The organism is Pseudomonas sp. PDM24 (genome assembly GCF_019218905.1).
Lineage (GTDB): Bacteria > Pseudomonadota > Gammaproteobacteria > Pseudomonadales > Pseudomonadaceae > Aquipseudomonas.
Genome location: NZ_JAHUWR010000005.1, coordinates 379,253 through 392,134, shown reverse-complemented (window position 1 = coordinate 392,134; position 12,882 = coordinate 379,253). Strand labels below are relative to the sequence as shown.

Here is a 12,882-nt window from a genome sequence, read left to right as displayed (position 1 = left end):
CTATGACAAACACATCCCCGACCGTTTCCATGGCGGACAAAGTTGCCCTGATCGACAGCCTTTGCGCCAAGGCGCGGATTCTGCCGGTGATCACCATCGCCCGTGAACAGGACGTACTGCCGTTGGCCGACGCCCTGGCGGCCGGTGGCCTGACGGCGCTGGAAGTGACCCTGCGTTCGCAGTTCGGCCTCAAGGCGATCCAGATCCTGCGCGAGCAGCGTCCGGAACTGGTAACCGGCGCCGGCACCGTACTGGATCGCAGCATGCTGGCCGCTGCCGAAGCGGCCGGTTCGCAATTCATCGTCACACCGGGTATCACCCGTGACCTGCTTGAAGCCAGTGTCGGCAGCCCGATCCCGCTGTTGCCGGGTATCAGCAATGCCTCCGGCATCATGGAAGGCTATAGCCTGGGTTATCGCCGCTTCAAGCTGTTCCCGGCGGAAGTCAGCGGCGGCGTCGCGGCCATCAAGGCCCTGGGCGGTCCGTTCGGCGAAGTAAAATTCTGCCCGACCGGCGGCGTCAGCCCGGCCAACATCAAGAGCTACATGGCGTTGAAAAACGTGATGTGCGTGGGCGGTAGCTGGATGCTTGACCCCGAGTGGATCAAGAACGGCGACTGGGCCCGCATCCAGGAGTGCACCGCCGAGGCGTTGGCCCTGCTGGACTGATTTACCGGATTTTTACCAAACACTTCGTTGTGTGTTCTACGGCTTTACGGTGCGCTTGGTCGGTGCACCGTTTTTTTTTGCCTGAAATAAACCCCTTATGGCAGCTGCAACCCCTTTTTTTGCCAAAAAAACCTGTAGGAGCGAGGCTTGCCCGCGAAGGCGATCTTCCAGCCACATCAATATTGAATGTGCCGACGCCTTCGCGGGCAAGCCTCGCTCCTACAAGAAAAAAAGCGATACATAGTTACCGCATCTCGTCGCTCGTCCAGCGTTACCCTGCGTTCATCTTATGGAAGAGAGAACGTCATGGACGACAATACTGCAATTACATCCCCACCTCCGGCTTGCCAACTGTCACCCGAACAGATCGCCGGCCCGTATTTTCGAAACCCGAAACTGATCAGACGCAACATCAGCGAAGGCGTGGACGGCATCCCCTTGGTGCTGCGGCTGACGATCATCGATGCGATGACCGGTCAACCGGTCACCGGGGCGGTGGTCGATATCTGGCATTGCAACGCGCGCGGGGCGTATTCGGGGTGGAGCAAGATCAACCCGGACAAGAAAGTCAGCGTCGGTGATATCGGGTCTATCCCGCGTACCGATGATGATACCTACCTGCGTGGTGGGCAATTCACGGACAAAAACGGCATCGTCCGGTTTACCACGATCTATCCGGGGTTTTATGCCGGCCGAGCGCTGCACATACATGTCGCGGTACGCATCACAGCCGGCAACAACTATCTCGAAGAACGCCATGTCGCCTGGGTTGGCCAACTCTACCTCCCGGACGTAGCGTCGAGATCGGTGCTTAATGCCAGAGAATACAGCGGGCGCACCGTATCACCGCTGACAAACGATGAAGATTTTCACTACAAACACCGAGGCGGCGAAGCCTCGACCTTGAATGTCCATGCCATCGGTCGAGACTCGAACGACGACGGCTTTTTCGGGCACATGACCATCGGCGTCGACACGTTTGCAGTGTCATCGCAAATCAAGCCCGAGGACTTCGACAAATACACCGTGTGACCTCAGCGCAATTCAGTCAGCGCCCGTGCCAACCGATCCATGTCGGCTGCGGTGGTGGTGAGGCCCGGCGTAATGCGGATGCACGGGCCACACGCTGCACCGCTGCGCATCACGGTAAACAGGTTGTAGTCGTTGAGCAGACGCTCGACCATCGCCTGCTGATCGGCATGCCGGGTAAAGCGCATCGAGGTGATGGCGCAATACAGGCGCGGGTCATCGGGGGTCATGATTTCGATCCCCGGTAACCCCCGAACGGCATCGACCCATCGGTTGCGCAGGTAATTGAGCCGCATGCCCTTGGCAACGGAACCGCCCATGGCGTGATGTTCTTCGAACACCAACGGCAGGGTCAGCAGGGCCGGAATATTGGGCGTGCTGTAGGGCGTGCGGGCGCGAATGTCGGTGACCGGGAAATGCATCTCGCCCATGTCCGGGTCAATATCGGCCAGGCGCTCGGGGGCGATGTAAATGAAGCCCAGCGTCAGCGGCGCACCGATCCATTTGTGCAAGTTGTAACCAGCAAAGGCGATGCCCAGTTTCTCGAGATCGAACTCGATCTGACCGAGGGCATGGGCGCCGTCGAGGATCACATCGATCCCGTGTTCCCTGGCGGCAGCGGCAATCGCCTGCACCGGCATGACCAGTCCGGTGCGATGGGTGACGTGGGTCAGCGCCATCAGCTTCAGTCGCGGATAACGCACGAAAGCTTCGCGGTAAGCGGTGAGTAAACTGTCGAAACTGGCGGGGTGGCGGTGTTCGATCTCGATCACTTCCACGCCTCGATAACGTGCCAGCCAACGCATTGCGCCCTTGACCGTGTCGTACTCCAGATCGCTTATCAGCACCTGATCGCCCGGTGCCAGGCGATTGTAGTTGCGGATCAGCGATTGCAGCCCATCCGAGGCGTTGCGGGTGAAGGCAACGGCTTCGGCGGGGGCACCGATCAGCTCGGCCAGTTGCTCACGAATCTTGACGCTTTCGCCCTGTTCGAAGCGTTGGCGCACATGCACCGAGTTGCCGCGGTTGATGAGTTCGATGTTGCGCTGATACTCCTCGACCACGGTGCGCGACATGCGCCCGAAATAACCGTTTTCCAGGTTCAGGGGACCGGGTTCGACCGCGTAACGGTCGGCAAAGGTCTGCCAAAAGGCTTCATCGCGGGTACGGCGGGTGTTATCGGGCATGAGCAACTCGGTGAGGTAGGGCGGGTCAGTGGCGAGGCGCGGGTTTGCCGTGTTTGGCGCGCAAGGGTTCGAGCAGTTCCGACAAGCCGTTGTGGTCGATTTCCTGCATCAAAGCCAGCAAACCGCCCAGTTCACCGTGGGGAAAACCTTCGCGAGCGAACCAGTTCAGGTACTGACCGGGCAGGTCAGCGATGATGCGGCCCTTGTATTTGCCGAAGGGCATTTCGCGGGTAATCAGCAGTTCGAGCTTTTCGGGATTCATCATCAGTCATCTTGATTCAAGGCAGTCTGGAAAATACAGGCATTCTGCATGCAGGCCAAATGACAGATCATGCAAAAAAAGCGGATACAGATTCCTCGTTAAAACCTAACCAATTGAAATATAAGTAAAAAGTTATCAATTCAAAGCTGGCATGCAGGCTGCAACTACTTAATGCATCTTTCATCAACCGCAAGGAATTGAAAAATGACCGACATTAATAAAGAAGCGATCTCTGTACTCAACGACCTGATTGAAACCAGTAAAGACGGTCAGGAAGGGTTCAAGACTTGCGCTGAAGACATCAAGCATCCAGAACTTAAAAACCTGTTCATACAGCGCTCCGCCGACTGCGCTGCTGCCGCTGCCGAGCTGCAGGCTGCCGTGCGTTCCCTGGGCGGTGATCCGGAAACCTCCACCAGTGTCAGCGGCGATCTGCACCGTCGCTGGGTCGATGTGAAGGCGATGTTCACCGGCAAGGATGAAGAGGCGGTGCTGAACGAAGCCGAACGCGGTGAAGACCACGCGCTGAAGGCGTACAAGGAAGCGCTGGAAAAAATCAACAAAGACAACCTGGTGAGCATTCGTGACATCGTTGAACGCCAGTATCACGGCGTGCAACGCAACCACGATCAGGTGAAAGCCCTGCGTAACCAGGCTCGCGCACGCTCATAAGCGTTCGTTATCTGTCAAAAACGCCAGCCAGTCTGGCGTTTTTTTATGTTCGGGATTTAACACTGGACGGGATATAGATAGCTAGCTAATAATTTGTCATTCAAATCATCTCGCCTAACCGGGCTATCGTTAAACCGTCCTTTCAAGAGTGTCCTACGTGCCTATCACTTTGCAGGCCTTGTTCGCGCCTGACCGCCGCGCCTTGCAGTTCGCGATCAAGACTTTGATCGGCGGCGGCCTGGCACTGTGGCTGGCGTTGCGCTGGGGGCTGGAGCAACCGTCGTGGGCGTTGATGACGGCATTTATCGTCGCCCAACCGTTGTCCGGGATGGTGGTGCACAAGGGTTTGGCACGGCTGTTGGGTACGCTGGTCGGGACGATCATGTCGGTGGTGTTCATGGGCCTGTTCGCTCAGACGCCCTGGCTGTTTTTGCTGGCGTTGGCGTTGTGGCTCGGGCTGTGTACGGCGAGTTCGACCTTGCTGCGCAGCGCCTGGTCCTATTCCTTTGTGTTGGCCGGTTACACGGTGGCGATCATCGCATTGCCGGCCATTGCCCATCCGCTGACGGTGTTCGATCAAGCCGTGGCGCGCTGCACGGAAATCTGCCTGGGCATTCTCTGCGCCACCGCTGCCAGTGCGTTGCTCTGGCCATTGCGGGTCGAACGGCAACTGGCGGACCAGGCGCGAGCTGCCTGGCAAAGCGGCATGAATGCCGCGCGTGCGACATTGGCCGGCGACGCTCAGGCGCGTAAAGGCTTACTGGAAATACTCGGGAAAATCGTCGCGGTCGATGCCCAGCGCGAGCATGCCTGGTTTGAAGGTAGCCTCGGTCGGCAACGAGCGCGGGCCATCAGCGGTTTGAGTCAGAAGCTGTTGATGCTGTTGCGCATCGCCCGTTCGGTACGCCGTCAATGGAATCAATTGGAACTGCTCGAAGCCGAGCAACTGATGCCATGGATGACCGAGGTTCAAGAAGCGATTGGCGCTTGTGATACCGCCCAGTTGCAAGCCTTGCGCCCCAGATTGCTCGACGCCTCCCACGATGCACGCATCAGTGCTGCGCAAAGTTACTGTCTGGCCCGTTTCACTTTGTTGCTCGATACCGCCATGGCGGCCTGTACTGCATTGAAAGCGGTGCAGGAGGGGCGTGAAACGGCCGACCCGCCGAGAACCCTTACGCCGCATCGCGACCTGTCATTGGCGCTGGTCTTTGGCGCGCGCAGTGCACTGGCGTTTCTGGTGGTGTCGGGTTTCTGGCTGGCGACGGCATGGCCTGCGGCGTCGGGCGCTCTGGTGCTGACGTGTGTGGTGTGCAGTCTGTTTGCCAGCCGCGAGAATGGGGCGCAAATCGGCATGAGCTTTCTGCGCGGCATCCTGCTGGCGATTCCATCGGCGTTTATCGTCGGGCAGATTCTGCTGCCGCAATGGAGCGGGTTTGCGCTGCTGTGCATGGGCATGGGCGTGCCGCTGTTTCTCGGCGCGCTGGGCATGGCCAAACCGCAGATCGGCGCCACGGCCACGTCCTTCTGTCTGCACTTTATTGTGCTGGTTTCGCCGCTGAACACGATGAAGTTCGATGTCGCGAATTTCTTCAATAGCGCTCAGGCCATGTTGATCGGTGTCGGCGCTGCCGTATTGGCGTTTCACTTGCTGATCATGCGTAACCCGACATGGCATGGCCGACGCTTACTGGCGGCGACCCTCGCCGATCTGGTGCGCCTCACCCGACGCAATCTGCGCGGCGCCGAAAGCTGGTTCGGCGGGCGCATGGCTGACCGTTTGCTGCAACTGGCGCGGCATTATCCCGAGTTGCCGGAGCCGGCGCGCAGCCGCTGGGATGACGGCTTGCTCGGCCTGGACATCGGCGATGAGTTGCTGCATTTGCGCTTGAGTCTGGCGGCCGCACAGGTGCCGGTCAGTGCGCCCCAGCGGCGTTATCTCGAGCAACTGGAAAAAGTCCTCGGGCAAGGCCCGGCCGGCAATCGCGCCGAGGCGCTGGCGCAACCCAGCGAAGCGTTATTGAAAACCTTGTACGCGTTACCGCCCAGCGACGCGGTGAAACTCGCCCAGGGCGCTGTGCTGCAATTGCAAAGCAGCTGGCGTGCCTGGTGTCACCAACAGGAGCAAAGCCATGGGCTTGCGTGAGTGGTCGGTGGGCGGCGTGCTGCTCAGTCCGTTTCTGATTGATGTGTTGCTGGCGTTGCTGGTGACCGGAGCGTTGCGCATGGTATTGCGCCTGACCCCGGTCGGCCGCTGGATCTGGCACGAAGCATTGTTTGATTGCGCCTTGTACGTCTGTGTATTGACTCTGATCACCGTCGTACTCGGGCCTTTATAAAGGAGTTGAATATGCGTACATCCGTACGTGTCGCGATAACCCTGAGCCTGACGGCGCTGGCGATTTTTGCCGGCTTCCATCTGTGGCAGTACTACATGTTGACGCCCTGGACTCGCGACGCGCGGATCCGCGCCGACGTCGTAGTCATCGCCCCCGACGTGTCTGGCTGGGTGCGAGAGCTCAAGGCTTTCGATAACCAACAGGTCAAGGCTGGCGATGTGTTGCTGAGTATCGACCGTGATCGTTTCGAAGCCGCGCTGGAGAAGGCGCAAGCGGTGGTGCAGACCCGTCAGCAGCAACTCGGTTTGCGTGAACACGAAGCCAGCCGCCGTGCCAGTCTCGGGCCGCAGGCGATCAGCGCCGAACTGCGCGAGAACGCGCAAATCAATGCCGGCATCGCCCGGGGCGAACTGCGCGAGGCTCAGGCTGAAGCCAAGGTCGCGCAACTCAACCTGACCCGCAGCGAGGTGCATGCGCCGCGCAGCGGTCACGTCACCAACCTGCGTCTGGCCCAGGGTAATTACGTGAATGCCGGGCAACCGGTGATGGCGTTGATCGACGATTCGACCTTTTATGTGCAGGCCTATTTCGAAGAAACCAAACTGCCGCGAATTCGCGTCGGCGATCCGGTCAAAGTCTGGCTCATGAGCGCCGGGGAGGCGTTGCAGGGGCACGTCGAAAGCATCAGTCGCGGGATTACCGACCGCAATACCACGCCAGATGGGCAGTTGCTGGCCGAGGTGGAACCGACGTTTAACTGGGTACGCCTGGCGCAGCGGATTCCGGTGCGGATCAAGCTCGACACGTTGCCTGAAGGGATCAGTTTGAGCGCGGGGATGACGGCGAGTGTGCAGGTGCAGGAGGGGCATCAATAATCGCAGCGCGGCGGTCCACTGTGGCGAGGGAGCTTGCTCCCGCTGGGGGGCGGAAGCGCCCCCAAATCGGACGCCTCGACGCACCTGATCAGGCGCAGTGGCAGCTATTTTACGACTGCTTCGCAGCTGAACGGGAGCAAGCTCCCTCGCCACAAGAAGCCCCCGCAGAAAGCCCATCCGGGCCACAGATGAGCGGTGAGGTCAGCCGATGCTGATCGCCGGCAACGTCGGCAACGTCACGGTCTGTTGCTTGCGCGGCGCCAGAATCTCTGCCTCGCCATCCACGACCAACTCATCGCGCTGGTTGAACACCCGAGTGGCGATACGTACACGAAACTTCGGCAGTTTCTCGAGAATTTCCAGGCGCACAGTCAGCGTGTCGCCAATTTTCACCGGCTTCTGAAAGCTCATCTGCTGACCGATATAAATAGTCCCCGGCCCAGGCAATTCGCAAGCCACCGCCGCGCTGATCAACGCGCCGCTGAACATGCCGTGGGCGATACGCTCCTTGAACATGCTGGCGGCGGCGAACTCGGCGTCCAGGTGCACCGGGTTGTGGTCGCCGGACATCGCGGCGAACAACTGAATGTCGCGCTCTTCGACGGTCTTGCTGTAGCTGGCGGTCTGGCCGACTTCAAGGGCTTCGTAAGGCGTGTTGGTAACCTGGGTCATCTGTCTCGATTCCTGTGACGAATTAAAAAAAAATCCACAAAAAAACTATTCGGTTCTGGGTGGCCGGCGAGCGCTCAAGTCCTGGGCGATCCAGTTCAGCACATCGGCAGTCACTTCATCGCGATTGATTTCATTGAACAGTTCATGCCGGGCCTGCGGGTAAATAGTCAGCTGCAGGTTCTGGCAGCCAGCGTCGCGCAGGGCGTGGGCCAGATCTTTCAGACGTTTGCCTTCGCTCACCGGATCACATTCGCCGCCGATCACCAGCAGCGGCAGGCCCGGATCGATCTGGGCGAGATTGGACGCTTTGCTGATTTGCTGCAAGCCGCCGAGCAAATCGATCCACAGTTGATTGGTGCAGCGAAAGCCGCAGAGTGGGTCATTGGCGTATTTGTCGACTTCAGTCGGGTCGCGGCTCAGCCAGTCGAACGGCGTGCGCGCCGGTTTGAATTTCTTGTTGAATGAGCCGAACGACAGCCATTCGATCAGCGCACTGAGCCCCTTGGGCCCTTGGCGCAGGCGTTCGAGGCGAGCAATCTGTCGCGCTGCGCGGTAGAGCGTTACGGGCTGGAAGTTCGAGCCGCTGAGAATCGCCCCGTGCAGGCTGGCGCTGTGGTGCAGCAAATAGGCCTGGGCGATGTAGCTGCCCATGCTGTGGCCGAGCAACACGATCGGCACGCCGGGATGCTGTTGGCCGATATGTTGGTTAAGGCTGGCCAGGTCGCCGACCACTTTGCACCAGCCATCATCATCGGCGAAATGGCCCAAGGTGCCGTTTTCGGCAGTTTTGCCATGTCCACGCAGGTCGGGCGCATAAACGCCGTAATCCTGATCACAGCATGCTTGCGCCAGACGGGCGTAACGGCCGCTGTGTTCCGCCATGCCATGGGCCAGCAGGATCACCGCCTTGAGCGGCGCGGCCGGCAGCCACTGGTTGACGAAGAGGCGGCTGCGGTCACTCGCGGTCAGCCAGAAAGTGTCGTGGATCATGGCGATTCCTTTGCGTTGGGCTGCATGAGGCTGCCGGGTGGGAAACAGCCTCGATGCATTGTATAGCGCATCCCGTCGCCTACTGTCTGATCAGGCCACGGCGGGGCAGCAAGATTCACGCGATCAATGACGACCGTGCGCATATTTGCCTGATTCGTTATAGCTGCTAGTGTCCGGGAAGCACCGCTTTTTCGCTTCCTGTTTTTGAGAAAGGACGGAGCGGCCCCGGATAGGCTCAGGTAAAGAGGACAAGAACAATGCAACCTGATTTCTGGAATGACAAGCGCCCGGCCGGCGTGCCCCTGGATATTGATCTTGGGGCCTATAAGTCGGTGATCGAGGTGTTCGAGCGTTCCTGCAAGAAATTTGCCGACCGCCCGGCGTTCAGCAACATGGGCGTGACCCTGACCTACGCCGAACTGGAACGCTACAGCGCCGCGTTTGCCGGGTACCTGCAAGCCCACACCGACCTGGTGCCGGGGGATCGCATCGCGGTGCAGATGCCCAACGTCCTGCATTACCCGATTGCCGTGTTCGGTGCCTTGCGCGCCGGGCTGATCGTGGTCAATACCAACCCGCTGTACACTGCGCGGGAGATGCGTCATCAGTTCAAGGACTCCGGTGCCCGGGCGCTGGTTTACCTGAACGTGTTCGGACAGAAGGTCCAGGAAGTGCTGCCCGACACCGACATTCAGTACCTGATCGAAGCGAAGATGGGCGACTTGATGCCCACCGCCAAGGGTTGGCTGGTCAATACCCTGGTGAGCAAAGTCAAGAAAATGGTCCCGAACTATTCCTTGCCGCAGGCGATTTCCTTCAAGAGCGCGCTGCGTCTGGGCCGGGGCCTGGGCATCAAACCGCTGAAGGTCGGCCTCGACGACATCGCCGTGCTGCAATACACCGGCGGCACCACCGGGCTGGCCAAGGGCGCCATGCTGAGCCACGGCAACCTGGTGGCGAACATGCAGCAGGCGCGGGCGTGTCTGGGGCAATTCGGCGCCGACGGTCAGCCGCTGCTGCGCGAAGGGCAGGAAGTGATGATTGCGCCGCTGCCGCTGTACCATATCTATGCCTTCACGGCGAACTGCATGTGCATGATGGTGACCGGCAACCACAACGTGCTGATCACCAATCCACGGGACATTGGTAACTTCATCAAGGAACTGAAGAACTGGCGGTTTTCGGCGCTGCTGGGGCTCAACACGCTGTTCGTCGCGCTGATGGACCACCCCGACTTCAAGACCCTGGATTTCTCCAGCCTCAAGCTCACCAACTCCGGCGGCACCGCGCTGGTCAAGGCCACGGCCGAGCGCTGGGAGCAGCTCACCGGTTGCCGCATCACCGAAGGTTACGGCCTGACCGAAACCTCGCCGGTGGCCTGCACCAACCCTTATGGCGACAAGTCGCGCATCGGCACGGTCGGCCTGCCGGTGCCAGGCACAACCCTGAAAGTGATCAACGATGAAGGCGTCGAGCAATCGCTGGGCGAGCGTGGCGAACTGTGCATCAAGGGCCCGCAGATCATGAAGGGTTACTGGCAGAAACCCGAAGCCACCGCCGAAGTGCTGGACGCCGACGGCTGGTTCAAGTCCGGCGACATTGCGGTGATCGACCCGGACGGTTTCGTGCGCATCGTCGATCGCAAGAAAGACATGATCATCGTCTCGGGCTTCAACGTGTACCCGAACGAGATCGAAGACGTGGTGATGGCTCACCCGAAAGTCGCCAACTGTGCGGTGATCGGCGTGCCGGACGAGCGTTCGGGGGAGGCGGTGAAGTTGTTTGTGGTGGCCCGTGAATCAGGTGTCAGCCTTGAAGAGCTGAAGGCCTACTGCAAGGAAAACTTCACGGCGTACAAAGTCCCCAAGCACATCGTCTTGCGAGAGTCGTTGCCGATGACGCCGGTGGGCAAGATTCTGCGGCGGGAGTTGCGAGAGATCGCCTGATCGTTGAATGGAGCGCTTCGCGCGTTCGCGGGCAAGCCTCGCTCCTACAGGTTCAATGGTCTGAACGACACGAACCCTGTAAGAGCGAGGCTTGCCCGCGAAGCTTTTAAGGGGCTGAAGCCCCTATTTCAAAGGCTTTCAAGGTGCTATAGAATTTTTGCTCTAAAAGTGACTATTGATTAGTCAAGAGTCAAAAATGTGACTATAGAGGCCGTTTTTGGCTCTAGTCGGCCCTTGGCAAAGCTGCTACTCTCGGCGCGCTTTGTGACTTCTCGGCCTTGTTAAAAGCCAGACTCACCAATAATCAAACACCAATAATAATCGCATCAAATGCGGTATTTGAATTCGCGTTGCTGAGGAGTGGGCTTCCATGATCGAAGACTTTTGGAAGGATAAGTACCCAGCTGGAATTGCTGCCGAGATCAATCCAGACGAGTATCCGAATATTCAGGCAGTGTTGAAGCAATCCTGCCAACGCTTCGCTGACAAACCGGCATTCAGCAATCTGGGCAAGACAATCACCTACGGTGAGCTGTACGAATTGTCCGGTGCCTTTGCCGCTTACCTGCAACAGCATACCGATTTGCAACCAGGCGATCGAATCGCCGTGCAACTCCCCAACGTGCTCCAGTACCCGGTCGCCGTTTTCGGTGCCATCCGTGCCGGGCTGATCGTGGTTAATACCAACCCGTTGTACACCGCGCGGGAAATGGAACACCAATTCAACGACTCCGGTGCCAAAGCCCTAATCTGCCTGGCCAACATGGCGCATCTGGCCCAGACCGTCGTGCCGAAAACCGGCGTCAAGCATGTGATCGTCACTGAAGTGGCCGACCTGCTGCCGCCGCTCAAGCGTCTGCTGGTCAACAGCGTCATCAAGTACGTGAAGAAGATGGTTCCGGCGTATCATTTGCCCAAGGCCATCAAATTCAATGACGTGCTGCGCAAGGGCCATGGCCAGCCAGTGGCGGAAGCCAACCCGGCCAGCAGCGACGTTGCCGTGCTGCAATACACCGGTGGCACTACCGGCGTGGCCAAGGGTGCGATGCTGACCCATCGCAATCTGGTGGCGAACATGCTGCAGTGCAAAGCGCTGATGGGTTCCAACCTCAATGAAGGTTGCGAGATCCTGATCACCCCGCTGCCGCTGTACCACATCTATGCGTTCACCTTTCATTGCATGGCGATGATGCTGATCGGCAACCACAACATTCTGATCAGCAACCCGCGCGACCTGACGGCGATGGTCAAGGAACTGTCGAAGTGGAAGTTCAGCGGTTTCGTCGGCCTGAACACGCTGTTCGTCGCGCTGTGCAACAACGAAGCGTTCCGCAAGCTGGATTTCTCCAGCCTGAAAATCACCCTGTCCGGCGGCATGGCCTTGCAACTGGCCGCGGCCGAACGCTGGAAAGAGGTTACCGGTTGCCCGATCTGCGAAGGTTACGGCATGACCGAAACCAGCCCGGTGGCCACGGTAAACCCGAGCCAGAACATCCAGATCGGCACCATCGGTATTCCGGTGCCATCGACGCTGTGCAAAGTCATCGACGATGCCGGTGTTGAACAGCCGTTGGGCGCCATCGGTGAACTGTGTGTGAAAGGTCCGCAAGTCATGAAGGGCTACTGGCAGCGTCAGGACGCCACCGATGAAATACTCGACAGCGAAGGCTGGTTGAAGACCGGTGACATCGCGCTGATCCAGCCCGATGGTTACATGCGCATTGTCGATCGCAAGAAAGACATGATCCTGGTGTCTGGTTTCAACGTGTATCCCAATGAGCTTGAAGACGTGCTGGCGACTCTGCCGGGCGTGCTGCAATGCGCGGCCATTGGTGTGCCGGACGAGAAGTCGGGCGAGGCGATCAAGATCTTTATCGTCGCCAAACCGGGTGTGACCCTGACCAAGGACCAGGTGATGGAGCACATGCGCGCCAACGTCACCGGCTACAAAGTGCCCAAAGCCGTGGAATTTCGCGACGCGCTGCCGACCACCAACGTCGGCAAGATCCTGCGCCGCGAACTGCGCGACGAAGAGCTGAAGAAGCTGGGCGTGAAGAAAGTCAGCGCCTAGTCAGACAAAAGCCCCGCAGATGCGGGGCTTCTTGTTCTGGCCGGGACATTTTCAGCGCCTGTCAGGCCGCCTTCGCGAGCAAGCCCGCTCCCACATTTGATCGCATTCCTTCTGAAGGAACTCGGTTAAATGTGGGAGCGGGCTTGCTCGCGAAGCTTTTAGCTTTTGCTG

The 12,882-nt window shown here is 59.1% G+C and carries 12 protein-coding genes; 8 read left to right on the top strand and 4 right to left on the bottom strand.

The genetic code is table 11. The features are described 5' to 3' along the window. Positions 1 to 2: 2 nt before the first annotated feature. Entirely contained in the window at positions 3 to 668 is a 666-nt protein-coding gene (locus tag KW837_RS18860; RefSeq protein WP_008072964.1) for a bifunctional 4-hydroxy-2-oxoglutarate aldolase/2-dehydro-3-deoxy-phosphogluconate aldolase, read from the top strand. Between the two features lie 306 nt (positions 669 to 974). Beyond that, positions 975 to 1,700, top strand: a complete 726-nt coding sequence (locus tag KW837_RS18855) for an intradiol ring-cleavage dioxygenase (RefSeq protein ID WP_218397886.1) — start codon at positions 975 to 977, stop codon at positions 1,698 to 1,700. Positions 1,701 to 1,702: 2 nt separating this feature from the next. Here the strand turns inward: KW837_RS18855 and KW837_RS18850 are convergent, their stop codons facing one another. Both KW837_RS18850 and KW837_RS18845 read right to left on the bottom strand, forming a co-directional pair. Continuing rightward, positions 1,703 to 2,884: an aminotransferase class V-fold PLP-dependent enzyme gene (locus tag KW837_RS18850; protein WP_218397885.1), complete on the bottom strand. Its 1,182-nt coding sequence runs from the start codon at positions 2,882 to 2,884 to the stop codon at positions 1,703 to 1,705. A 25-nt stretch (positions 2,885 to 2,909) separates the two neighbouring features. Beyond that, the gene (locus KW837_RS18845) at positions 2,910 to 3,146 is read right to left on the bottom strand and encodes a DUF3820 family protein (RefSeq protein WP_007949456.1); all 237 of its coding nucleotides are present in this window, start codon (positions 3,144 to 3,146) and stop codon (positions 2,910 to 2,912) included. 204 nt (positions 3,147 to 3,350) lie between these two features. Between KW837_RS18845 and KW837_RS18840 the strand changes: the two genes are divergently transcribed. The 4 genes from KW837_RS18840 (at position 3,351) to KW837_RS18825 (ending at position 7,032) form a co-directional block, all read left to right on the top strand. After that, the gene (locus tag KW837_RS18840) at positions 3,351 to 3,818 is read left to right on the top strand and encodes a PA2169 family four-helix-bundle protein (protein ID WP_192343894.1); all 468 of its coding nucleotides are present in this window, start codon (positions 3,351 to 3,353) and stop codon (positions 3,816 to 3,818) included. 157 nt (positions 3,819 to 3,975) lie between these two features. After that, on the top strand, positions 3,976 to 5,964 hold the full coding sequence (locus KW837_RS18835) for an FUSC family protein (protein WP_192343895.1): 1,989 nt from the start codon (positions 3,976 to 3,978) through the stop codon (positions 5,962 to 5,964). Further along, positions 5,951 to 6,157, top strand: a complete 207-nt coding sequence (locus KW837_RS18830) for a DUF1656 domain-containing protein (protein WP_008069143.1) — start codon at positions 5,951 to 5,953, stop codon at positions 6,155 to 6,157. The genes KW837_RS18835 and KW837_RS18830 overlap by 14 nt, the downstream gene beginning before the upstream one ends. 11 nt (positions 6,158 to 6,168) lie before the next feature. Beyond that, positions 6,169 to 7,032, top strand: a complete 864-nt coding sequence (locus KW837_RS18825; RefSeq protein WP_008069141.1) for an HlyD family secretion protein — start codon at positions 6,169 to 6,171, stop codon at positions 7,030 to 7,032. Positions 7,033 to 7,233: 201 nt separating this feature from the next. On the opposite strand, the gene KW837_RS18820 is transcribed toward KW837_RS18825, so the two are convergent. Continuing rightward, entirely contained in the window at positions 7,234 to 7,704 is a 471-nt protein-coding gene (locus tag KW837_RS18820) for a MaoC family dehydratase (protein WP_071553717.1), read from the bottom strand. Positions 7,705 to 7,749: 45 nt separating this feature from the next. Next, positions 7,750 to 8,694, bottom strand: coding sequence for an alpha/beta hydrolase (locus tag KW837_RS18815; protein WP_218397884.1), 945 nt, complete (start codon positions 8,692 to 8,694; stop codon positions 7,750 to 7,752). Between the two features lie 257 nt (positions 8,695 to 8,951). On the opposite strand from KW837_RS18815, the gene fadD2 reads away from it, so the two are divergent. After that, positions 8,952 to 10,640: a long-chain-fatty-acid--CoA ligase FadD2 gene (gene fadD2, locus KW837_RS18810; protein ID WP_218397882.1), complete on the top strand. Its 1,689-nt coding sequence runs from the start codon at positions 8,952 to 8,954 to the stop codon at positions 10,638 to 10,640. Positions 10,641 to 11,010: 370 nt separating this feature from the next. Beyond that, complete coding sequence (fadD1, locus tag KW837_RS18805; RefSeq protein WP_218397880.1) at positions 11,011 to 12,711, top strand: long-chain-fatty-acid--CoA ligase FadD1; 1,701 nt, start codon at positions 11,011 to 11,013, stop codon at positions 12,709 to 12,711. Positions 12,712 to 12,882 lie beyond the last annotated feature (171 nt).

Coding starts and splice junctions, on each gene's coding strand:
- KW837_RS18860 (WP_008072964.1), top strand. CDS start 3: ATGACAAACACATCCCCGACCGTTTCCATGGCGGACAAAGTTGCCCTG.
- KW837_RS18855 (WP_218397886.1), top strand. CDS start 975: ATGGACGACAATACTGCAATTACATCCCCACCTCCGGCTTGCCAACTG.
- KW837_RS18850 (WP_218397885.1), bottom strand. CDS start 2,884: ATGCCCGATAACACCCGCCGTACCCGCGATGAAGCCTTTTGGCAGACC.
- KW837_RS18845 (WP_007949456.1), bottom strand. CDS start 3,146: ATGAATCCCGAAAAGCTCGAACTGCTGATTACCCGCGAAATGCCCTTC.
- KW837_RS18840 (WP_192343894.1), top strand. CDS start 3,351: ATGACCGACATTAATAAAGAAGCGATCTCTGTACTCAACGACCTGATT.
- KW837_RS18830 (WP_008069143.1), top strand. CDS start 5,951: ATGGGCTTGCGTGAGTGGTCGGTGGGCGGCGTGCTGCTCAGTCCGTTT.
- KW837_RS18825 (WP_008069141.1), top strand. CDS start 6,169: ATGCGTACATCCGTACGTGTCGCGATAACCCTGAGCCTGACGGCGCTG.
- KW837_RS18820 (WP_071553717.1), bottom strand. CDS start 7,704: ATGACCCAGGTTACCAACACGCCTTACGAAGCCCTTGAAGTCGGCCAG.
- KW837_RS18815 (WP_218397884.1), bottom strand. CDS start 8,694: ATGATCCACGACACTTTCTGGCTGACCGCGAGTGACCGCAGCCGCCTC.
- fadD2 (WP_218397882.1), top strand. CDS start 8,952: ATGCAACCTGATTTCTGGAATGACAAGCGCCCGGCCGGCGTGCCCCTG.
- fadD1 (WP_218397880.1), top strand. CDS start 11,011: ATGATCGAAGACTTTTGGAAGGATAAGTACCCAGCTGGAATTGCTGCC.